Annotated in this window: 19 protein-coding genes; 15 read left to right on the forward strand and 4 right to left on the reverse strand. The window is 59.3% G+C overall.

Annotated features, from left to right (window positions below; all coding sequences use genetic code 11):
• Positions 1-2,142 precede the first annotated feature (2,142 nt).
• From EVC45_RS39460 to EVC45_RS39475, 4 genes are all read right to left on the reverse strand, one after another.
• Positions 2,143-2,457: a transposase gene (locus EVC45_RS39460; RefSeq protein WP_168991626.1), complete on the reverse strand. Its 315-nt coding sequence runs from the start codon at positions 2,455-2,457 to the stop codon at positions 2,143-2,145.
• A gap of 106 nt (positions 2,458-2,563) precedes the next feature.
• Entirely contained in the window at positions 2,564-2,749 is a 186-nt protein-coding gene (locus EVC45_RS39465) for a hypothetical protein (RefSeq protein ID WP_129963533.1), read from the reverse strand.
• A 608-nt stretch (positions 2,750-3,357) separates the two neighbouring features.
• A complete protein-coding gene (locus tag EVC45_RS39470) occupies positions 3,358-4,377 on the reverse strand; it encodes a ParB N-terminal domain-containing protein (protein WP_129963534.1) in 1,020 nt (339 codons plus the stop codon).
• Positions 4,374-5,600, reverse strand: coding sequence for a ParA family protein (locus EVC45_RS39475; RefSeq protein WP_129963535.1), 1,227 nt, complete (start codon positions 5,598-5,600; stop codon positions 4,374-4,376). The genes EVC45_RS39470 and EVC45_RS39475 overlap by 4 nt, the downstream gene beginning before the upstream one ends.
• 973 nt (positions 5,601-6,573) lie before the next feature.
• Here EVC45_RS39475 and EVC45_RS39480 point away from each other — a divergent pair.
• The 15 genes from EVC45_RS39480 (at position 6,574) to EVC45_RS39550 (ending at position 23,154) form a co-directional block, all read left to right on the forward strand.
• Complete coding sequence (locus EVC45_RS39480) at positions 6,574-7,773, forward strand: replication initiation protein (protein ID WP_129963536.1); 1,200 nt, start codon at positions 6,574-6,576, stop codon at positions 7,771-7,773.
• Between the two features lie 435 nt (positions 7,774-8,208).
• Positions 8,209-8,919 (forward strand): type IV secretion system protein, encoded by a 711-nt coding sequence (locus EVC45_RS39485; protein ID WP_129963537.1) that lies wholly within the window; start codon positions 8,209-8,211, stop codon positions 8,917-8,919.
• Positions 8,920-8,924: 5 nt separating this feature from the next.
• Positions 8,925-9,806, forward strand: a complete 882-nt coding sequence (locus EVC45_RS39490) for a TrbG/VirB9 family P-type conjugative transfer protein (protein ID WP_129963538.1) — start codon at positions 8,925-8,927, stop codon at positions 9,804-9,806.
• A 2-nt stretch (positions 9,807-9,808) separates the two neighbouring features.
• A complete protein-coding gene (locus EVC45_RS39495; protein WP_129963539.1) occupies positions 9,809-11,068 on the forward strand; it encodes a TrbI/VirB10 family protein in 1,260 nt (419 codons plus the stop codon).
• Positions 11,061-11,867, forward strand: coding sequence for a transglycosylase SLT domain-containing protein (locus tag EVC45_RS39500; RefSeq protein WP_129963540.1), 807 nt, complete (start codon positions 11,061-11,063; stop codon positions 11,865-11,867). Before EVC45_RS39495 ends, EVC45_RS39500 begins: the two co-directional genes overlap by 8 nt.
• Complete coding sequence (locus EVC45_RS39505; protein ID WP_129963541.1) at positions 11,864-13,111, forward strand: TrbG/VirB9 family P-type conjugative transfer protein; 1,248 nt, start codon at positions 11,864-11,866, stop codon at positions 13,109-13,111. Before EVC45_RS39500 ends, EVC45_RS39505 begins: the two co-directional genes overlap by 4 nt.
• Positions 13,108-13,533, forward strand: a complete 426-nt coding sequence (locus tag EVC45_RS39510; RefSeq protein WP_129963542.1) for a lytic transglycosylase domain-containing protein — start codon at positions 13,108-13,110, stop codon at positions 13,531-13,533. Before EVC45_RS39505 ends, EVC45_RS39510 begins: the two co-directional genes overlap by 4 nt.
• A gap of 5 nt (positions 13,534-13,538) precedes the next feature.
• Positions 13,539-14,135, forward strand: coding sequence for a toxin co-regulated pilus biosynthesis Q family protein (locus tag EVC45_RS39515; protein ID WP_248295437.1), 597 nt, complete (start codon positions 13,539-13,541; stop codon positions 14,133-14,135).
• Positions 14,136-14,142: 7 nt separating this feature from the next.
• On the forward strand, positions 14,143-15,759 hold the full coding sequence (locus tag EVC45_RS39520; RefSeq protein ID WP_129963543.1) for a type II secretory pathway protein: 1,617 nt from the start codon (positions 14,143-14,145) through the stop codon (positions 15,757-15,759).
• 8 nt (positions 15,760-15,767) lie between these two features.
• Positions 15,768-17,048 (forward strand): hypothetical protein, encoded by a 1,281-nt coding sequence (locus EVC45_RS39525; RefSeq protein WP_129963544.1) that lies wholly within the window; start codon positions 15,768-15,770, stop codon positions 17,046-17,048.
• Positions 17,035-17,619 (forward strand): hypothetical protein, encoded by a 585-nt coding sequence (locus tag EVC45_RS39530; RefSeq protein WP_129963545.1) that lies wholly within the window; start codon positions 17,035-17,037, stop codon positions 17,617-17,619. Before EVC45_RS39525 ends, EVC45_RS39530 begins: the two co-directional genes overlap by 14 nt.
• 2 nt (positions 17,620-17,621) lie before the next feature.
• On the forward strand, positions 17,622-20,018 hold the full coding sequence (locus EVC45_RS39535; RefSeq protein ID WP_129963546.1) for an ATPase, T2SS/T4P/T4SS family: 2,397 nt from the start codon (positions 17,622-17,624) through the stop codon (positions 20,016-20,018).
• Positions 20,019-20,032: 14 nt separating this feature from the next.
• Positions 20,033-21,151, forward strand: coding sequence for a type II secretion system protein (locus EVC45_RS39540; protein WP_129963547.1), 1,119 nt, complete (start codon positions 20,033-20,035; stop codon positions 21,149-21,151).
• Positions 21,152-21,210: 59 nt separating this feature from the next.
• Complete coding sequence (locus EVC45_RS39545; protein ID WP_129963548.1) at positions 21,211-21,804, forward strand: hypothetical protein; 594 nt, start codon at positions 21,211-21,213, stop codon at positions 21,802-21,804.
• 15 nt (positions 21,805-21,819) lie between these two features.
• Positions 21,820-23,154: a hypothetical protein gene (locus EVC45_RS39550; protein WP_129963549.1), complete on the forward strand. Its 1,335-nt coding sequence runs from the start codon at positions 21,820-21,822 to the stop codon at positions 23,152-23,154.
• Positions 23,155-23,963 lie beyond the last annotated feature (809 nt).

Below are 23,963 nucleotides of genomic sequence, written 5' to 3' on the forward strand. Positions count from 1 at the left end.
AGTTGTTCAGGTGGCCAAGGTTAACAGCTTGCCGAGAAGGTTAACAGCCCCCAACGGGTCTTTTTGATTCAGTCTCTTAACATTGCGTCGTCGCTTCTGTTCAATGGGCCGGTCAGTCGAAAAGGTCTGGGCCGGAGCGATCGTCGCTTAGCTGGGGGAGCTTTCCGGCGCGGACACGCTCAAGCAGATGTGGAGGCAACCAGGTTTCCTCCAGCGCCCCTATACCCTCTTCGATGAGTTGTTGGAGAAAGAAAGACTGATTACGTCCGCTAGCCTCGGCGAGTAATCGGAGTCTGCGCTCGACGCCCGGGTCTATTCGAACTGCGACAACCTTTGAAGCTTCCAAGCTCTTTGTTCTGGGCAAAACGGACCCCTTCCGTTCAAAGGGTCTGCATTGTAAACCCGAGATTCTGTTAGTGCCGGCCCGGAGCACTATGCCAAGGCAATCCACCAGAGTCTCGGTGATTCACAGGGTGTACTTGATGTACAAGAACGAACTCAAGGGGGAACGGGGATTCGCATCGCTTCCCCGGACGTAAAAAACTCTCCCGTCTGGACCTCGGCTGCTTTCCCGACGAGGGTCGCCTTATTGCGCGGTTGCATCGGCCGATGGTGGAGGCTGGCTGCCGACTGGCGATTCAGTTGTCGCGCCGAAGTCCAAGCATCCATGCGTCGCGTTGGATACGACGTGAGACCACGCACTGTCAGTGACAGTCCATACTCAGTGGCTGCAATTCATGAAAAGTGGCGGGCTCATGAAGACTCCGTTCAGCGCTTACCTTCTAATAAGTCGAGACCTGACGACACTCCGCCAACGCGCCGCTTTATCCGATTGATTACGAAATACGTATCGCCTACTACGCTTCTACCAAAATGCTGCCAAATGCCCGGGCGCTGTATTAACTCAGTGAGCCGCGGCCGTCACGGCGATCATCGCGGCGTGAAACATTGTTAATAAAATGCAAAAAACTTGGCGTAAGCCCGCGTATCACTTAGCTTTTTTTCTGCTCGATGATTCGGAGACACTGTTTCACGGTTGGTCCCTTTGAGCGCCGACACTTCTGTCGTCCTCTGCAGTCTGGGCGAAACGCCCGATGCTCTCTCCCACTCACGAAATGAAGGTCGTATCTCCTTTTAGTCGCAGGCCACAGAGCACGGCGATGTCTGTGCAAGCTGCCGCAGCTTCTTTCTCGTCAACTGACAGTTAAGTAGGCCGAGGGGTAGCAGCTGGGGTCCCCGGCACGAACCGTCAATACGCTCCCGGACGCATTAGAAGCTGTCACCGGCAGCCTAAATCGACCTTGGATCCAGCCACCCTGCGCTCAGTGACGAGACGTGCAATGACTACGAAACATGGCACAAGGCTGTCGCCTCTCCTCAGTGTCAGGAGGCCGGCAACGGTTAAGTGCAGTACCAGCGTTCTGTAAACTCGGGTATTCGCTGCCCTCGCCGTGGCGCTCGCAAGAGGCACGCGCCGGAGTTCGGAAAACTGGGTTGTTCTTCTGCTTTCAGATTCGCCAATTCATTAGATATGACGAAAACCTGACAACTTGCAGGAAGATCGTTAAGGATGTCTTTCCCGACGCTCGGTCAAAGATTCAAGCGCGAAGATCATTCGCTCGTTGACCAAGCCACAGTGGGATTATCAAGATCGTGCGCAATTAGTGCGGCCTTGGTAGGGCCGGAGTCGGTCGATTTCAAAAGCGCCCCGTCCAACTATGGCAGATGTTGAGAATAATGTGCCCCTCCCCTCCTCTTCAGTTTTTCGTTCGCGGGGCGCCCGGCGTCGCATGGTTTCCCGCGGAAAGGGTTCCTGGCTCGAGGCGCTTTATGGGCGGCAAAATCTATTGTCAATCTGATTTTTGCAGCCTTGACCTGTGGCATAAGATAGAAGGGCTTGCGCAAATGTATCCGGGCTCCGGAAAGGCGCGGATCGCGCCCGGCCCTCGGTGAAAAGCCGCGCTCGACAGTCCTCAAAAGGCGTTCAGCCTGCTAGGCTAAATCTGTTGTCAGGTGTTCTGCCTGGCCCTGCAATGCCCGGAGGCGACCGTACTCGCCCCTTGGCCAGCGGGCGGGCAACCACATTGCTTGTGACGGCGCTGCATCAAGGCCTTCAGTCAAGGCCGCGCTGGGCATGCTGCATCACTGCCCGCGCGTCCTGCGCCTGCAAATATCGCAGATGCCTGTCGCCTTGCTGATGCCCAGCAGCGTTAGCCGTCCTCCCGTTGCGTGCTGCCACGGTTCGAGGCCAAGCGAAGCAGCGAAATCGCGCCCCCGTCGGAAACCATGTGCGTCGCCGGCCATCGCGCGCGGCTGCCGTCCGTCATGGGGGCCGATGCCGGGAATGGTCAGCAGTTTCTGGCCTGCCTCGTCTTCGCCGAAGTAAGGCTTGAGTTCGCCTTCGATCTGCGCGATCTCGTCGCAGGGCTGGCGATGGCGCCGGCGAAGGCGCAGCACAACCAGAGTGACAAGTCGCAGCGGGAACGCCGGTCTGCGCCGTCGAAGAGGGTTGGCAAGCCGGCGAGAGCCCGCGCGCCGACCGGCAGGCTTATGCCGAATTCAATCAGGAAACCAGGATCTGGTTGTCCATGACAGACTGCTCGGCCACCAACTCATCGCATACGCGATGCAGGGCAAGCAGCGCCTGCTGCCGATCCCTGTCGACGTGACGGCGCCCATGATGGTATCCGGAAAGGGAAATGTCCTGATCAGCGGAAGTCGATCGGGCCATTTCGGTCAGGCTGACCATCTCATTGAGCTGCCCCAAATACGGGCCAAAAGGGGGTTCACCGCAATTTGCTTGAACTGATCAGGGCAAAGGTCGGACCGTGAAGCCAGACTCGTGTGCTGATTGCGCGCCTTGAGATTAGTCGGCCCTAGCCACTCGGCATTCCCCTGTGAAAAAGCCTTCGGCACGCGAACTGTGGCGCACGAACCCAACTCGGATCGAGGCAAGTGTCATGGTTTATGGGATCGGTTCGAATGGAGATTTCGATTCACGGGGCGACGGCTGCCCCGGCGATCGCTTATTGCCTGAAAGGTCATGGTTTATGGGCATGACATCTCAACTGCGTCGAAGCGTCACGATCCGAGGTAGCCCCAAATGCGCGCCCCCTTGGACTGCAAGACGCACTTGTCGCACGACGTAGAAGCAGTTCGTTTGCCCAGTTCAGGAAGACCGCTCCATGCGACCGCCCGACATATCGAGAGAAGTTTTAAGAAGCGGCGCAAGGAATTCACGTCAGTACCGCGAGACTGGCGCGGGAGGGAATCAAGCAATCCAAGTAACTGATTTTAAAGAATATCCAACTTGGATGGTGACGACTGGATTCTTGCCAGCCGTCTAAGTAGTTGAATTTATTGGGCATCCAAGTTGGATGACGCTTCGTTTTCTGCTTCAAGTTCGCGTCGGATGAAGTTTGCTATGCGATCGCCCCACTCTTCCGCCTTTGCCTCGCCGTCCTTTCCTGAAAAACGCAGCCCAATCACACCGCTTCGCACCGTTACGTCACAGAACTTTTTCTTACCTACGTTGATTGACTTAGTGCTCGGTTGCGAAGCCTTGGGACGAGCCGGGGTCGCGAGCGTTAGCGCCCTCTCTTGCGTCATCTCGTCAGAATCTATCAGCGCCGCTATCGCACGGGTCACCCCTTCCTCGTGTCCCTGTTGAACCAATGCGGCGAACTTAGCCGCAGCAGTGCCACCGAGTCGATGCGGCTTGACCGCAATCATCTCTTTAACCGGTGCGGGGAGATTGTCGAAGGAAAGAATCCGTGCGACATGGCTTTGTGCCAGTCCAGAGGCCCGGATAATGTCTGCCTGCGTAAGACCCAGATTTTCCTGAATGCGCTGAAACTGCCGATACTTTTCGAAGTCGGGCAGTGACGGAGCAAGCAGATTCGAGAACGCCGCTCCGAGCTCAACTTCCGCGTCGGTGCCGAAAAAGGATACGCCGCGAATCTTTGTGCGGTTTAGATCGTCTCGGTAGATCGCTACTCGATTGTTACCGGAAATGATTTCGTTACGCCCATCACCTAGGGGCCGGTAGACAATGGGGTGAATAAGTGGGTTTGCTTCAAGATTTGCCCGCAGTTCGCCATATTCCTGTTGCGAGAGAACTCGTCGACGTCCGGGCACCTCGACGAGGCTCGAAATCTCCACTTCCTCGGAATATGTATTCGTAGAGGATTCTAGTTCCTCGATGCGCTTGATTGCGGCTTGGAGTTCCTTTTCCTTCTCAGCAAGCAAGGGCAGGGACGCCATCAATTGGCCGGGAGCAGTTTTGGGCCTGCCCGGGATGTCTTCATTGCCTTTTTGCGGACGCGGCGACGTTCCAATCATTGCTGCCTTTGCGGCAAGACGGTCTTTGATGCTCATTCGGCCTCCTGATCTGCGAGCCAAAGTGCGACGAGTCGCTGGTCGACGATCTCTGCAAATCGATCGTATGCCTCTCGTGCGCGTTGATAGGTTTTCAAGCTTCCTTGGTAGCGAGAGATGTCGTACACCGTGCCGAATTCCGCAGCGGCTGTTTGGGTAACGGCTGTCGTGGGAATTTCTATCGGGAGAACGAGACCTTCGTAGGTCTTGTTGATCCAGTCGCGAACGATCGGAGTTGCGGCTTGGCTCTGGTCGACTTTGGCCAGTAGCACGTGAATGAAATCGAAGCTCTTAATCAGTTCAGGTGCAACCTGTTGCATGCTCTCAGAGAGGTCTGAAAACAGATTCCAGAATTGAGTCGACGACGCATAGTCGAGCGCGCTCGGTGGGGTCGGCACAATAAGTCCGTCCGCCGCCATGAAGGCATTGATCGTCAAATAGGAGAGGGCAGGGGGCGTATCGATAATGACAGCGTCGTAGTCGCCCAATAGCGGTTCGAGTCCCTTGTTCAGAACATTCCAGAACTGAAATGACTGGTCCTTCGACTGCTTAAATGGCAGAAAAAACTCTGCACCGAACAACGCCGCACTAGCCGGAATAAGGTCCACCCCGTCCCAATACGTCGACTGTACAGCGTACTGAAGATCCTCCTCGTCTCCATAAATCAACGGCAGAACAGTTTGCTCATCCGAGACCTCGCTGTCCGCGAGGATTCCATGAAGCGCAGAAAGTGACGCCTGCGGATCAAGGTCGACCAGAAGAACTCTGCGGCCGAACAATGAGAGACCTTGCGCTAGAGTCATTGCAGTAGTCGTTTTACTGACTCCGCCCTTAAAGTTGCCAATCGCGATCTTCTTTCCCTTTACTCCAGCGGGCCGCTTCGAATACGGCCCTATCCGATCGATCCATACCCGCGTCTCAGAAAGCGTAAACTCCCTGCTGCGACTATGACGGAGCGTACCTTGTGGCAGGTCAGCCTCGGTTCGAGACAAATAATGCATTCGCTGACGGTCGATTCGGCACAAGTCGCCAACCTGCGCGGTTGTGAAGACTGGGGGGTTTTTGCGCGGGTGAGGGGCAAGCATGCTCTCGCGTACGTCTACGAGCATTCCACTGGCGTTCTCCGCAATGGCCTTGATCGCACTGAGTGGCATAGGCTTAGGCGCGTGCTTCAGCTTTATGGACATTTGCGGCTTTTCAGCACGCCGGACTGCTGTGTTCATCAACTGCTCCCTTATCGATGTAACGACCACCATCACATGTTTGATTCAACACGTAGAGTGAAAAAATCCATCCGATGTTGAATTTCGCGGAAGCTTAGTTGTTAACTACGTGAAACGCAAGTAATTCGTGCTTGTTATCCAACTCTCGGATCCGCAGCCAGTCGGGGCTTTCCGTGGTTATCGTAGAAATGACGTTAACTCATCGGTACGCGTACGAGCTAACGTGCCTTCACCGGTCGACGCGAGCAGTGGTTTCCCGTCTTAATTGATTTATGAGGAACAACAACTGTTGTTGTTTCTTTAAGAGACAACAACTTTAAAACGTTTACGCTAGCCGGTTCCTTGCCTGGCAAGGGTTTGCGGGAAGTTAGGTCATGTTCTATGGGGCGAACGGTCAGGGTCTATGGGTGGATAACCTGATTTCAGGTCAGCCTCTATGGGGCGAAAAGTCATGGTTGATGGGGTTAGGTCATAGTCTATGGGGCTCAACTGAATGCACTGCTAACCCATTGATGTGACGATGGTTTTCGACATTTCGCGTACGCAAAGGTCAGGGTCTATGGGCGACAAAGTCAGGGTTTATGGGGACGGGAACTGTGCTCCCCATAGACCATGACTTCTCAGCAGCATGCTGGAAGGCCGAAATCGCACTGAACGCATCGCAGGTCTCACCCAATGCGGTGCCATCCGCCCCACAAACCCTGACTTTTACGGATCTTAGGGGCAACCCCTGGAAAGCTCCCACAAACCATGACCTTTCGCCCGCTCTTCTGGTGAAAAGCTCCCCACAAACCATGACCTTTCGCCGGCTCGGCCAACGACCCCACAAACCATGACTTTTCATGTACTCGAATTGGCACCGAAAGGTCATGGTTCATGGGGACCGGCGACCGTGAAACAGAAAAGTCAGTGCAAGATCAGTTGCCGACATGACTTTTTGCTCCTAGAATCTCGAAGGCCTCATGGAGAGTGAATGCCCAACATCAAGCCGTCTAGTCCTCCGGCTAGCGAACTAAAAAAGCACGTTGCCACCGTTCACGTAAGTGGTGAACTGTCTTTGCTTGAGCGCAAGATTGTGAACGTCCTGCTACTTAACGCATTCGACGATCTCCTTACGAAGAAGCGCCATACGTTGCCTGTGGGCATCTTTTGCACCATGCTAGGTTTCGACAGCAAGAATCACGATGCGTTGAAGCGCGCGCTGTTGAAGGTCATGTCGACACCTATCTCTTTCGATCTTTTGCATGACGGCGGTAAGACCGACTGGGAAGCGTCGCCACTCATTGCATACGCCAGCATCAAGAATGGCATCTGTTCGTATGAGTACAGCGACTGGCTCGCAGGGAAGCTCGCGAATCCCGATATCTACACCCTTATCAACATCAACGTTCAGCGGCAGTTTAGCGGGGGCTACGCGCTTGCCCTTTACGAGAACTGTCTTCGATTCAAACGAACGGGATCGACGGGTTGGATTCCGGTGGAAACATGGCGTCGCCTGCTCGGCGCCGATGCGAGCATGTACGACGAGTTCAAGCATTTCTCGGCCGAAGTGATCAAAAAGGCTGTCAAAGAGATCAATCACGTGTCAAACATCGTCGTGTCTCCCGAGTACAAGCGAGAGGCAAGACGTGTCGTCCAGATACGCTTCTTGGTCGAGGACAATCCTCAAAAGTCGATGTACGACAACGAGGATGAAGAGCAGAAATCTATTCGGGAATCCGAAGCATTCAAGCGCCTCACTCGCCTTGGTGTCGGAGATAGACTCGCCATAAGCTGGATTCAACAGGAACCAGATCGCGCGTTACAGACAGCCATTTACGTCGAGGAGAGGGCTAAAAGCAAGCAGATCCGCGGAAACGCTGGAGGTTACGCAAGAACCGTGTTCGAGAAGGCCGCTCGCATAGAAGTGGGGCCCGGCAATGGCAAGACCGAAACCGTTCCCGCACTTCCCGCCGTTGTCGAAAAGGATACTTCTGCCGAAGAACGTTCGCGTCGAACGACAGCAAGAATCAAATCGATGACGCTAGCGGAAAAACAAAAGTTCGCTGGCGAATATATGGCGGAAGGTGGCAAGGGAAACACATATCAGCCGGAAACTGGAACGTTCAAGAACGCGTTGGAGCGAACCGCTTATACCTCGTGGTTACGGGCAAAGGTCGCTGACGCTCACTGAAGGTTGGTCTAAAAACGCGACAATGATTGCGTCAGGTGCTCCGCGCAAGTCAGAATCACATCCAGAGAATTAGATCCGGCGGAATCTCGGGTTGATCCGGCCGCCCTCTCCGATTACCTCGTCGCGCCTGCTTTCACTTCAACCACCCGCAAGGCGGGGATCGCAAGTGGTGCGTTTCAAGAGAATACCGATAAATCAAAACTTCTTTATGTGTACAAGGCGGAAGCACTGGCCACACGGTCGGTGTGCGCCGAAAGATAGTCAAAATCGATGGTCTTTCCTTGGCTGGACCCGTGACGCGTTACACGAGAAGGCTAGCAGTCTTGAAATGGGTGCAGCGAAGGCTCGCTTTAAAGGCAGCTAAAACTCTGTGCCTTTTGCCGCAAAACGCTCGTTAGGAACTGTTTCAATGGTAGCCATTCATCAAGGGTTGCCATGCGCATTTTCAGGAACAAGCGGCAGGCCGCACTATCCACGGCCCCCGGCATGTATGCCGAGGAAGATCCATCGAAAGTCATCTTCGAGACGAGCACGCGGCTCAAGGTCGAGAGTAATCGCTGGATGCTCATCGCCTTCGCATGTGCCGCGGTTGCGGCTGGAGCTGTATGGACGCGGCAGCCGGCGCCCTCCGTGACGCGGGTGGTGGGCGTGTCGGCCGACGTAAGCGGTCATCCGGTCGTGACGGAGCTCGTCGCCTACAAGCCGGACTCGCAGGCTTTGCGCACGAGCATGCGGGACATGGCCGTGCGGTGGTTCACGATCGAGCCGGTGCTGACCGACAGCCTCCAGACGTCGCGCATGTCGTTGAACATCAATTCGGTGAAGGCCCAGATGATCGGCGCAGCCACTGAACAGTTCAAAAGCTGGCTGCGGGACGACGCCCCGTTCCAGCAAATCTCTGCGAATCCAAAGCTCATCCGCGAAGTCAACGTGCGCAACATCGCGCTGCTGGAAGACCAGACGGTCCTCGTTGAATTCACAACGACCACGTCTCAGGCAGGCGCTTCTGGCAAGCCCGACCTCAAGTCGTATGCGCTGACCCTGCGCTACCAGATCGTCGCGCCAACCGCTGACGCGGCACTCACCGCCAATCCCTTCGGCATCTACATTCCGTTCTTCCGCCTTGAGCGGACCGGTGGAGCTTGACCAGCATGACCTCCAGATACCAGTGGCCGCCGCTCGGCCTTCTTGTCCTGCTCGCGGCAACAGCGTTGCCCATGACTGCGGCGAACGCCAAAAAGCCTACGGACAACGGTTCGTTCAACGCCGCGATGATTGCCGGCGACCCGATGAGCCCGGTCAATCCATTCAACGGTGGATCGGATCCGCTCACGATGCCGGGCGACGCTCGCGTCGGCGTGTTCCCCTACAGCCGCGACCAGATCTTTCGCGTGCTCACCGCGCCGCTCAAACTCACGACGATCGAGCTTGAGGCCGGCGAGAAGCTGATTGCCGATCCGGCTATGGGCGACTGCATCCAGTGGGAAGTTGACGACGACAAGATGAACCACGTGTTCATCAAGCCACACAAGGCGGACATCATCAACACGCTGCACCTGACGACAAACCGGCGTGAGTACGACTTCACGCTCATCGCGTCGCCAGCTGGCGGGTTTTTCTATCAGACGGTGCGCTTCCAGTATCCCCACGCGCCAGTGGCTCGGACGAACGTGCGCGACGAAGGAAACGGGGCAGGGCCGGGCGCAACAGGTAGCGAGCGCGGTGGTGATTCGGGCGCGATCAGCGTCGCGCCCGACAAGCTGAACTGGGATTACTCGGTCGACGGGAATGCTGAATTCAAGCCCGAGGTCGTGTTCGATGATGGTCACTCGATCTGGATGCGTATGCCTGCAAAAGCGCAAACGTGGCCAGTGCCGATGTACAAGGATCACGGCGACCGGGTCGTCGGAAATTTCATCCGCCGTGGTGATTTCCTTGTGTTCCAGCGCCTCGCGGACGAGATCGTTCTCGTCTCGGGCAAGGATGAAGTGACGGTGATGCGTGGGCGTCGACGCGTGTTCGGAGTGTTCTGATCGTGGCCAAAAAAACCGAACAGGCGACGCCCAACGCCGAGCAGGCAGCGATCGTCAAAGGCAAGACGCCCCGCAACGCCATCATGAGCGTTGGCCTGCTGGCCGCACTGATCATCGGCGCGCTTGGTTTCTACTATGAGCTGAAAGCCAGCGATCAGGCGGCAGAAGAAGCCAGGCTGAAAAAAGCGTCGGCCCTGAAAAGCAGCACGGAAGTACCGGCTGCAGGCACCTCTGACATCGACAAAGTGATCAGGCAGCAACAGGAGGCCGCTGCGGCAGAGGCGGCCGCGCGTGCGGCGTCGGATGCGGCGGCAGCGCAGCGTCCGACGGTGAAGCCGATGCTGACGGGCAATGATTTCCAGCGGGAGGTAGGGTCGGGCGGTGACGACACAGCGGCCCTCGCCGCCAGCAACAAGCAGGACGCGATCTATACCTCGTCGGTGTTCAAGCAGTCGGGCGCCTCGCGTAATTCAAACCAGCCTGCAACCGCCACGCCTGCGGGCGTTCCCACTCTGGACGATTTTCGTGCAGCGCGCGCCGCAGCGGCTTCCGCTGCGCAGAACCCGGCAGACGCGATGGCGCTCGCGCTGGGCAAACAGGGCCAGGCACCGGAAGACCGCGACAAGGCGTTCCTGAAAGAAACGGCAGGGCAGGGCGGCATCGAGCGGACGACATTCAACGGACAGGCTGGCGGCTGCACGCTGACTCCTCCACACAACATTCACGTCAAGACCGTCGAAGGCCTGAACTCCGACAAACCGGGGCGCGTCGCGCTGATGGTGGACGAGGACGTGTACGACAGCGTGCGCGGCGATTGTCTGATGATCCCGAAGGGTGCCTTCATCAACGGCGCGTACAGCGCGGACATCAAGGTTGGTCAGGAGCGGCTGCTTGTCGCGTCGACCAGCCTGCGCCTGCCGAATGGCAAGCGCGTACCGATGAACGGCATGCAGGGGGCTGACCAGAACGGTTACGCGGGCTTTTCAGGCGATGTCAACAACCACTTCCTGGCGATTTTTGGCGCAGGCTTCATTACCGCAGTTCTGCTGAAGAGCTTCGACAATGGGTCAACGACCTCCACGACGGCAAGCCCGATCGGCATAACGACCACTGGGAGCACTGCAGGGCAGGTGGCTGCGACGACTGCCCAGGCCGTGCTTCAACGCAACCAGAACATCCCGCCGACGATCACGGTCAAGCCCGGCGAAAAGTTCCTGGTGCAGGTCACGCAGGACATCGGGATGGAGCCGTACCATGACTAGGCGCGCGGTTGCCGCGCTGGTTCTGACAGCCGCGTGCTCGTCATCCGGCGCGGCAGTCATCGACACGGTCATAAGTCCAACCCGGTTCGTCGTTGAGGCGAACGGCGAGCGCTCCGTGCTTGAGCTTCCCGGCACGCCGGTCTACGCGTGTGGCCTGCAGCGCTTTCTCACGTGGGCGCAACCCCTGAAAGGACAGAGCATTACGCCGGGATCGCGCGGCTTTGCGTCCGTCCTCGTTGATGGCGCGCCTGAAAGGCTGGAGGTGCTGCTGGCGAGGAATGGATGGCTGCAGCCAGCAGTGCTGGACGATGACGCACAGGCTGCGATAACCGAGCGCCGCGGTGGTTGGGCCTGTACGTCAGCGCAGACGCCGTTCGATGTAATGCATACGAGCGTCGACGCGAAGATTCTAGCGGGCGTCGCGCTGAATGAGTCGGCCTACAACGGTCGTGCGTGGCCGTGGACGCTCAACGTCGCCGGACGTGGCTTCTTCTTCCGCACGCGCGATGACGCTTACAAGGCAATTCGCTTCCTCATCTCCGATGGTCGCTGCGATTTCGACGTAGGCCTGATGCAGGTGAACTGGTGCTACCACCGGCAGCGCTTTGCGTCGCCGTGGGATGCGCTTGCGCCGGCAACGAACATCCACGTGGCCGAAGACATCCTGAACGAGAACTATCGCAAGACGAATTCGGCCGTGAAAGCCGTGGCGTACTACCACAGCGCCAATCCGCAGCCAGGCCGCGAGTACCTCGCGCGCTTCATCCAGCATCTTTCCCAAATCGACCGCGGTCTGTGAAGCAAACGCTAACCCTTATTGCGCTGGCAGTTCTCTCATTGCCTGCCTCGGCCGCGAGCACCGATCCGCTCGACTTTGACTATCAGGTCAACGGCAATATGACCGAGCGGCCTGCGCTGATCTTCAACGACGGAACCGACACGTACCTGCAGCCGCGGGCAGGGCAGACCCTGAAGGTTGAAGGGGGCCACGCTGAAGGGCCTTACATCGTCGTGCCAGGCACCCCGGAAGTAGTTTCGTATTCGGTCGGCGGCTCTAGCGCCACAGCGCGATGGGAAAAGACCAACACTTTCACGGCAGAGGCGAGCAATCGAAGTGGCGACATGCCGGTCGGCTTCGCAGGCTTCTCGAATCGCCTTGCTCTCATCGGCCCGCGCGCGCGGCTGGAGACGACGCGCCCGATGAGCGCGACGCTGCCACTCGCGCAGATGGTCAAGTCGCTCGTGCCGCAGGGCTGGACAGGCTCCGCGCAGAAGGACGTCGATCTGGCCGGTGCACAAAGCTTCGCCACGCGTGACGGGGAGAACTGGATGCAGTCGCTCGACCGGCTGCTCGGTGCAGTCGATCTGTATGCCGACGTCGACTTCAATGCGCACCACGTCACGCTGCGTCGCGCGGCTGTGAAATCAACCGGCGTGAATTACGTCGCGAGCGCTGCACTCGCCGAGATGACATCGCAGACGGCGGCAGTAAGCCCCTCGAGCGAACCGGCAAAGGCAGCGAGCGACAGCGACAAGGCTCAATCGCAGGATGGTGGTCTTGCAGCGAAGTTTGGCGCGCTCGCCATCCGGGACGGCGATGACACGCATATCCAGATCCGCTTTTCACAAAGGCCTCCAAAAGAACTCGTCTTTCGGGACATGGATGGGCATTCGCTCAAGCCAAAATGGGACGACTCAAGCAACGTCGTGACCATCAATCGCGCCGAGCATTTTGTTGTGTCCAACGGCTCGGACAGCGTTGAAGTCGCGCGTGTCGCGGGGCTCGTTTACACGTTCGAGACGAAGAACAGCGCAGGCCTCGAAGCCGTCTTCGACCAGGAAGGATCGACCTTCTTCAAGTTTGCGGACACGGTTGGCAACGTAAAGGTGTCGGACGTGGCCCACATGGGGTCGGGCGAGCAGAAGGGTCGCTACTACAGGTTCAACGGTACGGCAGACCGGTTCATCGTGAACGCCGACGGCAACGTGGTGAACGTGACGCGCAAGCATGACGTTCGTTTTTTTGATCGACCGAAGTCATGAGAGCGGGAGTCGTCGCCGCGTTCAGTGTGGCATTACTAGGTGTGCAGCCCGCGTTCGCTGATTGTCTCGATGACGCCGCGCAGTTCCATCACGTCAACGTTGTGCTGGTGCGCGCGATCGCGCAGCAGGAGTCGGGGATGCGTGCCGATGCGGTGAACCGCAATACCGATGGCTCTGAGGACATCGGCCTGATGCAGATCAATTCTTCGTGGCTCCCGAAGCTCAGGCGCTACGGCGTCACGCGGGAGTCGCTGTCTAACGCATGCGTCAACGGATACGTCGGCACATGGATTCTGGCGTCGAACATCAAACAGTTCGGCCCGACGTGGAAGGCGGTAGGTGCGTACAACGCCGTCTCGACGAGCAAGCAACTCGTGTACGCGAATCACATTTATCGGCGCGTCGTGCGCGCGGCCCACTGACTCTTATGACGCCAATGATCATTATGCCCATCCGTCGTCGCGCGTCGCTCATCGCGAAGGTATTTGTCGTTCTCACGCTGACGGGTATCGCTGACGCTTCGTTCTCGCAGTCGCATCTTTCGCCGCCGGCAGGCGACGGCTGGCAGATGCTTGGAGCTGGCGCACCCGCTGCGCCCGCGCCGGCGGTAGCGCCCGTCGCTTCCCTCGCAATGGTGGCACCGACTTCGTCCGCGTCATCGACGTCCCACACCCCGACGCCAGCGGCGTCGCCGGCCGTCGCCTCGACCGCCGTCACCCCAGTCAACCTGCCAGGCACTGGCGCGCCAGCAGGGGCCAGTTCATTGACGCTCGCGATCACGCCGCAGGACATCAACCTGCGTAATGCGCTGGACCGCTGGCTGCAGCAAGAGGGCTGGCAACTGGCCTGGAAGATCGACGATGACCTGCCGCTCGAATTCAACGCGACGTTCAGCGGCGACTTCGACTCGGTGCTGACGCAGGTCATGCGTGCAACAAACCACATGCGCACACCCACGCGGAGCTGTGTGCACACCAACAACGTCATTCGCGTGATTGCCCGCGCGGCCAACTGCCAGGATTGAATCAACAATGCGCCTCAACCATTTCCAGGCTGCTGCTTCCCTCCTGGTCGCGACGGCCCTGACCGGCTGCTCGATCTCGCAGTCCGACATCAATGGCGCCTATGACGCGGCGACGCGTGACGCGACGCACGCGATGGCAAACACTGGCGACTCCATGCCGCTCGTTGAGCATGTGCCGACTGCGTTTCTCGGTGACCGTCTGGTGCCCGTCGCGTATGAGGCCACGCTGCCAGCCGTGTTCCGTGAGAAGACCATCACGCTGCCTGCAAACCTTCCGATCACGAAGATCGCCACACTGGTATCGGATGCGTCGGGATATCCCGTGCACCTGAGCCCGGACGTGTTCATCTCGCGTGACTCGCTTATCGACACGACGTCGGGCGCGGCGGGTGGGCAGGCGAGGAGCCAGTTGGCGTCAGCAAGCGGCAACATTGAACCCGTCTATCGGCAGCCCGGAAGCGCGCGTATCGGCCAGTACCTGCACAGCGTGACAGAAGATCTTGGTCTTGCGTGGAGCTTCGATGGAGCGACGATCAACATCTCGCGCTTCGTAACCCGCACCTTCCAGATCGCGGCCGTACCGGGCGCGGTAAGCATCAAGTCGACAATTTCGAAGGGCACCGACACCTCGACCGGGGCGCAGTCGAACGGCACGGGTACCACCAACGCGAGTACCGGCTCGTTTTCCGCAGTCACGTCGACCGGACGCGACGGCACTTTCGACCAGATCGCGTCGATCACAAAGGAACTGGAGAGCCTGAAAACCCCGCTGGGCAGAATCACCGTCAATCCACAGACCCGGCTTGTCACCGTGCGCGATACGAAGGAAGCGGTAGACCGGATGAGCGATGTGCTCAGGCTCGAAAACGCCGTGTTTACGCGCCAGGTCTCGATCCGTGTGCGCACGTTGCAGGTTGCCCTTAACGACGGATCGCAGGCTGGCGTGAGTGCAGACATTGTCTTCAACCGTATCTCTGACGGCCTGTCGAAGTACGCAATCACCGTGACCTCGCCGACGTCGCTCGCGACAGCGGCTGGTCAGGTCGGTCTGTCGATCCTGAAGCCCAACGCACCGCTGACGGGTACGAACGCCGTCATCAGCGCGGTGAACACCTATGGCAAGACGATCTCGGACAACACGCAGACGAAGATGACGCTCAACGGTCTTCCTGTGTCGATCGGCTCGTTCGAGACGAAGGGCTACCTTGCAGCGACCACGCCATCGGCCGGCTCGATCAGCGGCACGACGGGCGGAGTCCCGGGCCTGACGCCCGGTTCTGTGACGGTCGGCGACTTCGTGAATATCCTGCCATCGGTGAACGACCACAACCAGATCATCCTGTCGTACTGGAGCGACAGCTCAAAACTGAACGGTCCTTTCACGACGATCGGAACCGGCTCAGGCCAGTCGGCCCAGCAGATCCAGTTGCCAGACGTTGTGGGCAGCAAGAATGACCAGACCATCGCACTCGCCGACGGCCAGACGGTCGTCATGTATGGCGCGGTCACCAACAACTACGACGGTTCCAGCAACAACGGCATCCTCGGCGCGAGTGGCGCGTGGAATAAGGCGAAGACGTTCCAGGTGATTATGCTGACCGCGACGGTCGTACCGTCAATGTGAGCGGCGCGATGCATTTCGAGACCATTCCCAACGAGAAAAAAGCGCGGCTTGTCTTCGGACTGGACTGGAGGGCCTATGCGACCAAGGGCGCAGCGGGCGAGCGCCGGCGTTATGCCGACGAACTCTACGCGACGCACTACGTTGAAATCAAGGGCAAGGAAGAAACGGTCGCCGGTTTCTGTGCGCCTGAACCTGCCGAACGTAAAGGTCTGAAGCTGTATTCGGCGGCCGCGCGTGTAGCCGGTCTCGACCGTGTCCGCTCGAAGCCCGCCGTGCTGGTGCTGGTGCAGGACGGCCAGCGGGTGCACGTAATTCTCATCGTTCGCGGCGCGGTACGCGTCGACCAGACCGTCGCGCTGAATGCGCTCGAGGACCGTCGTGATGCGCTTGAGGATGAGTGCGAAAAAGACCGGGTACGTCTCGTCACGATCGGCCATGGCGCGGATCTGAGGGACCTGGACGAGCCGTTCACGCCCGCGGAATTGCTGCGAGGCAGGAGTACTGGACTGATCAGAAAGCTGCCGGTGAAGGTGCCGAAGATCGTTCCACTGGCGGTCATCGCTGTCGCGCTGGTGTACGTGGGCAGTGAGGCGCTGTCCTATATCGATCCACTCCCACCGCCGCCCGCACCGCCGCCGACCTACATGCAGGACTATCAGGCCGCTGTGGCGCGGACCTTCAACGGGGCGGTCCCGCTCGCTTCTGCACTTGCACCAGCGCTGATCGACACGTTTGCGAAGCAGGAAACGAACGTCGCCGGGTGGCAGTTCCGGAATGCGTCGTGCGGGGCCACCGGCTTCTGCTCGATCACGTTCAAGCGTGAGGGCGGCACCTACAAGGAATTCGACGCACGCGCTCCGGCAGAAATGCGTCCGGTCGTATTTGATCCCAACGGTTTGCTGTTGCAGGTCAAAGGCCCTGCGGTCCCGCATGAGCAGAAGCTTTCGCTCGCCGGGGAAAAGCAGTGGCCAACCGCACAGTCGCTGATCAAACAGCTTCAGACCGATCCTCAGCGGCTTTCGACGAAGCCCGACCAACTGATGAGCCACGGCTACGTTGTAACGCTGCGGCCGCCCCAACGTCTGCTAGCCCGCCAGCCGAATCCTGGCGAGATCAGCGGTCAGCTTTTGCAGGCGGGAGACTGGACCATCGAAGGCTATATGTGGCAGAGCCGCCTGCTCGAAAAGCTGCCCGAAAACATGGCGCTCGACTCGCTGGATCTTGACCTGAAGGACGATGGCAGTGGCGCTCACTTCACCGCGAAGGGTAAATACTATGTTCTCCAATAAGTCTGGCCGCTTCACGGCGGCATCGCTTGTCGTGTTTTGCGCCGCTGGGCTTGCACACGCCGATGAAAAGCACCTGACGCTCGATGACATCGACAGTCTGGCGCGACAGAACCTCGTCAACTCGATGCGCAAAGCGGACGGTGCCCAGCCGCCAGCGGGCGTTGCACTGGGTTCTCCGATCATCGCTGCACCTCCCGCTGGTGCCGCTCCTTCAGCGACTGCACCGGTCGTCGTCAAGCCGAAGCGCTCTGACGCGCCGGTGAAGCAGGCGATACCGGTGTCGTTCGTTGGCGCGTATGGCGATGCGTCAGGCGCGCACGTGCTTTACGAGTATCAGGGCGGCGTCTATACAGCAGGTCGCGGCGAGAAGCTGCTGAACGGCTGGGTCGTGACGCACGTCGATGGCTATCGGGTTACCGTGGCCGAAGGGAAACGCTCCTGGTCGGATGTGATTGCAGTGCCTGTAGGTGTTGCTTCGTCTGGGGACAACCCCGCCATTCGGGCGATCACGGATCTCGGCGGTCCGCTGCCGGTCGCCACCAATGTCGGCATATTTCCGGGAGCACACTGAGCATGGGCATTTTTTCAGGTGTTGAATCGGGTGACGTCCAGTCGAGCGGCGGTTTCCTGAAACGGTTCCGTGCCGTCAGGCCCACCGCGTTCGTCGAGCCAGGGCAGGCGGCAGGGAATGCGACGGGTCAGTCCGGTCAGGAACCGACCTTCAGGGAGCCGACGCGCGCTGCTAACCCATCAGTATCTTTTCTTGGGCGAAAACTGTCCGGCGACGATGTCGAGGACGTTGAGTCGTTCACCGAGCTCGACGCGAGCGTAGCGGCACCGGCCGGCCGCCAGGCGGTCGCGGCGGCGCCAGCGCCCTGCGTGCCGACACAGCCGACAGCGCCCGTAAGCACGCCAGAGATTGATGCGGATAGCGCTAGTCCGGTATCTCCCGAGCGGGACGCATCTACAACGTCTGCTCGCGCTGACATGGCCAGCACACTGGGCGATGCGTACGGGGAAGGCGAAAAGACGCTGCGCGAACTCGACGCGCTAATCGCTGCACAACGCGGGACCGCTGAGCGCGTTTCGCGTTCGGCCGCAGACGCCTTCGCTCTCGAGCCGCAGTCTGGTGCGCAATCGCAACGGCAACCGCAACCTCAGGATCGACCGGACGGTGAAGACACGACGGGGCAGGAGGCCATTCCGTCACCCGCTTTGCCGGCTGAATCCGCTCTGCGAATGCAGGCCGTACCGCGCGTGACGGCGCCCGCTGAGGCTGAAGAAGATGACGGTGATGAGCCGACAGGCGAGCGGAACGGCAGACCGGTGCTGGTATCCGCTGACGCATTGCCCGATTTCAAGCGGGTCGTCACAGGCACCGACAGCGACGCCACCCTCAGACTGTCGGCTGCTGCGCGTAAAGAATTCGTGGCCGTCGAGATCCAGCCGGGCATTGCTATCGTCGCCGCGACCGCGCGCTTTAGCGAGCGCGCGCAATTCACCACGTTCGTGAAGGACCTTGCCGCACGCGACCTGCTTGTGCAGGAAGAGATGATCGCAACCGAGGAAGTGATCGCGGCAATCTACGAAGGAAAGAAGCGCGAGGTATCGGGCAACGTCGAGCGCGAGGCGTCGCGAGCTATTGGCAACTTCCGCGACGTCATTGAAGCCGCGCATTCGTACGGTGCAAGCGACATCGCGATCGAGCCGAGAGACTTTCGCGGTGAGGTGGAAGTCCGTTTCCGGGTCAACGGCGACGTGTACACCTATCGCCGTCTGCCGAAGAACATCGTTCGCCGCGCGCTGTCTGCCGCGTATTCCGACCTGGTGCAGAAGAACACTAACTCGGGCAACTCCTTCCAGCCAAGCGCGCCGCAGTCCGCGATGATCCCGCTGGTCGTGGGACGCGACACTATCAACCTGCGCTGGCAGTCTGCGCCGACCGTCGGCGGCTACGACGTCGCCCTCCGTCTTCTCGACGGGAATTTCAAGAATTACTCGGTCCTCATGCCGCACCAGATGGGCCTCGCACCGAGCCAGCTTGCGCTGATCGACACGCTCAACTATGTGAGCGGGGGCATCACTGTTCTGACTGGCGAGACGGGATCGGGCAAGACAACACTGCTCCGCGCGCTGTCGTACATGTTGCCCGATCGCGAACTGAAGAAGCAGTTTGCCGTCAGCGAGCCGTCCGAATATCCATTGCCGTGGCTGTCTGAAATTTCGATCATCCGCCGACCGGACGAATCCGACGACGAGGCGAATCGCAAATACGCGGAAGTGATCCGGACACTTATGCGGATGGACCCGGACGATGTAACGATCTCTGAAGTGCGAGATCGCGTGGTCATGGGACTCGTGTCGGAACTCGCGCTGACCGGGCACCCGGTGCGGTTCTCGCTGCACGCAGGCGACATCATTTCTGCCTTCATGCGGATGGCAGGCGGCCGCCTCGTGTTGCCGATTGATGAACTCGCTGCGGAAGGGTTTGTGAATGCGGTCGGTAACCAGAAGCTGATACCGACGCTGTGTCCGAATTGCAAGCTGCCCGCTGAAGACGTAATGCAGCGATCCGACCTCGAACTACTGCGCGCGAAGTTCGGTCTCGACACCTCGCGCATGGCGTGCCGCAATCATGACGGTTGCCAGCACTGCCGCCTGGATGGTCTTTTCTCGCGCGATGGCAAGGTGGCGGGCGGCACAAAGCGGCCGACGCTCGTTGCGGAGTTGTACCGGCCGACCGAGGAGTTCCGCGAACGGATTGCGGCTCGCGATTGGGCGGGCGCGCGGAAAGTGTGGCGCGGGGAGAGGCAAACCGGATTCGACAAGGAGGACATGACTGGAAAGACGGTATATGAACACGCTCTTTTCAAGGCTTCGCGCGGCGAAATAGACCCACAATTTATCAACCGTTCCATGCAGTCGTTCGCGCAGTACCGGGTGTTCCCCGGCGCGGGCGGAAAACTCTGAGAGGTTGGTGAGTCATGTTCAGTTCGTTGGTTGCTCTGCTGCCCGAAGCGACCCAGATGCGATTCGCACGCTGGCGCTTCCAGGGCGTGCGCGAGACCTTCTACAAGGAAACACGCCTCGACATTGAAAAGAAGGGCCTGCGTGACGTGGAAACGCTGCGCGAGCGGCTTGAGACCTATGAGAGCCGCAATCGCAAGCGCGGTCGCATCGAATGGAAAGTGTTTGCAAAGGTTCGCGAGCGTCTGGTGAAGGGCGATTCGTTTTCCGCTGCAATCAAGCCGTTTATCCCGGGCGACGAGTTCACGCTCTTCGACATTGCTGACGAGTCGACGCGGAAAGACGCGGTCGTGCGCGGCTTTGAGCTTGCCGAGATGGCCGCTTTCGCCAAGCGCACCCTGTCGTCGCAGACGGCGATGCAGGTGGCCTATCCGACCTTCCTGCTCATCTATCTGTACGGCTTTTGCATGATGTTCGGCGGAATGATCTATCCGCAGGTGGTCGAGATCCGGCCGCTCGAGCAGTGGCCGGACGCGGGCCGGCTGCTGTACCACATCGATACCTTTGCATACGAATACTGGTGGGTGTCGACGTCGCTGATCCTCGGGGCCATTGTTGCGTATTTCTATAGCCTCAAGCGCTGGGTCGGACGGGTGCGAGCCCGGTTCGACAACTTCCCGCTGATGTGGCGTAACCGGCGCGACATGCGCGCGGCTTTGCTGATCGTTTCGCTCGCAGGCCTGTTCGACTCAAATCTGACGCTGCGCGCGGCCATCAACCGCGTCGCGCATACCGCCGACCCGTGGCTGCGCTGGCATCTGATGACGATGAGCAAGCGCCTGACGCAGCGCCCCGACCAGCCCATGCGCGCCCTGGACACGGGCATCTTCTCGGAAATGATCGTAGACACGATCACCGATGCGGCTGGACGCGACCAGTTCGAAGCGGCGATCAAGTCGCTCGGTCGCGAATCGCTGGCGCGCGTCGTGGAAGCGGTCAAACGCAACGCAAAACTGACCCATTACGTCCTGCTCGCTTTCGCCGTTGTGCTTTTTCTGACGATCGGCGTTGGCTCATACATCGTCACCGGTGCCGTGAACATGACGGGCGGGATTCCGGTCGCTGGCGCTCAGTAGTCGCTCAACGCATCTTTCATCTAGCTGCCCCTGACAGGGGCGACCTTCGGGAGAACCATATGCAACAAACCAAAATTTCGTCCGCTCGCCGTCTGAATTTACTGCGGATGGGACGGCGCAAGAAGCAGTCCGGTGAACTTTCGCTGATTGAGGCTGGCGCCTATATGGCGGGCGCAGCGCTGCTCGCGATCGCGGTCATCAAGGGCAGTACGTACGTCTACACGCTCATCAAGTCGCAGGAGTTCACGAGCGAAGCGCAGATGTTCCATACGGGCATCCTGAACGCAACGCAGAACGATGCGGACTTCTCTTCGGAGACGCTGACCACGCTTGCGACGAACCGCGCCTTCGACTCCGCCGGCGCGCGGCTGGCGAGCGACAAGTCGTCGCTCAAGGGCATTTTTAATCAGCCTGTAACGGTTAGCGTGGGCACGCTGAGCACCGCGAACGACTCGTTGATCCTCAATTACCAGGTGCCCGCTGCGGTGTGCGCGATGAGCATCGCGGCATTGACCAACACGTTCTCGCAGGTGGGTGCAAACAGCACGACGCTCGCCGGGCCGACGACGACTTTCAGCAGCACTACCGCGGGTACCGCGTGTGCGTCGGCGGGCGCCTACGCGACGCTCCAGCTTTACACGTCGCGCACGTAACAGGACGAGTGCAACATGGGCAGCCTGCTCGAAATGATGTTCGTGCTTCTGGGCTCGGCGATTCTGACCGTTCAAGGTATCAAGCTGGACATCGAAAATAAGCGTGCGACGATGCTGGCACTGGAAGGGCAGAACGAGGCAACGCTCGTGACGGCTTTCCAGGGCTGGATCTCGGACAACTTCGGGACGATCCTGACGCAGTACACCGCGTCAGGCAACAACCCGTCGATCACGCCTCCGACCATCGCGCAACTCGTGAGCGCGGGCAACCTGAAGCAGGCGCACAAGAACGGCCCCTACTGGGGCGGCTCTTACGCGACCACGATGACGATGGTTCCGTCGGGCTGCACGCAAGCCGCAGGGGACTGCCGCGTGGCATTCACGATGTATCCCAGCACGCAACTGCTCAGAGAGGGAAAGCCAGACGTCGCCGGCGCGGCCCAGGTTGCAATGACGGGGTCCAAGCTGGCCGGGACGAGCCAGTTCGGCTACAGCAACGCACAGAACCCCGGCCAGATTATTGGCATCAACGGCTCGTTCAACGCAGGGAACCCGCTTGGCTCACGCGCCGCGGCGATTATGGCGACCAACGGACCTGCGACGGACGGGAACGCGGTCTACATCCGGCGCGACGGTAGCCTGACGTGGACCGGCGATCAGAACGTGAACGGCGTATCGCTGCATAACGTGAACAGCATCGACGCGACGGACACGATCAAAACGGGTGGTCGCATCGCGACAAACGGGCTCGACCCGTCCGATTTTCCGGCTGGCTACGCCGGTGGCGTGCGAACCTGGGACGTCTACGCGGGCGGAACCGTTGGCGTTGGGGCTGGGGCCGCATCTAGTCCAGGAAACCATACCTTCGCCGCTGGCATGACCAGCAACGGCGACATGTGGGCCAACGGCAGTATCGGTGCGCAAGGGCCGATTACATCGGCGTCAACGCTTCAGCCAGGCGCCATAGGCGTACCCCGCGCGGCGTGTAGCCCATTGGGTGCCCAGGCATCGAATAGTGACGGAAGAGGTCAACCGCTTTCTTGCCAAAACCTGAATGACGGCGCGGGTCCAGTGTGGATACCTGTTGGCGGTCCGACGCAAGTCTACAACTTCTATCAGGTTGCCAACGGTTCAGTGGTGCCTGCCCCGTCATGCTTCGCTGGGGGATATCCACAAATCAGATTGGTGCCGCAGACTTTCCGGGTCGATACGACAGCGGCGGTGACTTTTGCTGGCCCTGGTACGGGGCCATGGACCATTTCAATAACAAACGGCTCGGGTTCAAGTACATCAAATGTCGACGGGCAAGCTATCGGCACAGGGGAAGTTGAGACTTACTGCGCCTACTAATACAAATAAAACGATGAGAAAAATTTTAAGATGTTTGATCCTCTGTGGGGGCCTCGTAGTCGGGACTCACGCATGGGCACAGCGCCCACATTGCGCGTATGGCTATCAGGACTCATCTTGCGGGACCAGGATCGCAACTGCGGCGCAGACACCGCCGCAGTGCTCTACTGCGCCAGGGTGGACGACCGGTGCGGCGGCGCAATGGCAGGGCTCGCATTTCTCGTCGCCGCAGTGTAATTACCAAGCGCCGCCGAGTTGTCCTGCTGGTTATTCCACGGTATCCGGCGCGTCATGGAACGGTTCATCGTGGGTTGGCCTCGCATGTGCAATACCGCCGCCACCGGGAAATGTCTGTCCCTACGGCTACGCAAGTGGTCCCACTTGGACCGGTAGTTCGTGGGACTATACTTGCAACGCCGCACCTACGGTAACGTGCGCCAGTCAGGCACAGGCGCAGGGATTCATGATAACCATGGGTCCTAGCACGCAGGGTCCGTTCACCGGACCCTTTTACAAATTCGACGGCACCTATTTCAATGGCACCTACTACAACAAGGTGTATGGTGCCAGCGGGCCGACGATGACTGACACTTGCGGCAATACGTCCGACTCATACACCCTGTACTGCCCCGTCAGTGCAACGGACGGGAGCGTTTTGGGGCAAATCTCGGCACAGACTAATCTTCCGGGCGCTGCGTCTTGTGGTGGGCCAAACTAAATCTTAGAAAAAAGTGTATCGGCTCCGGTTGTCTGGACAAGCTTTTGCAGCTCAGGCGGCCAGCTTCATCAGCCTTTCCTGACGGGCTTCG

Source organism: Paraburkholderia sp. UYCP14C (genome assembly GCF_004197395.1).
Classification (GTDB): domain Bacteria; phylum Pseudomonadota; class Gammaproteobacteria; order Burkholderiales; family Burkholderiaceae; genus Paraburkholderia.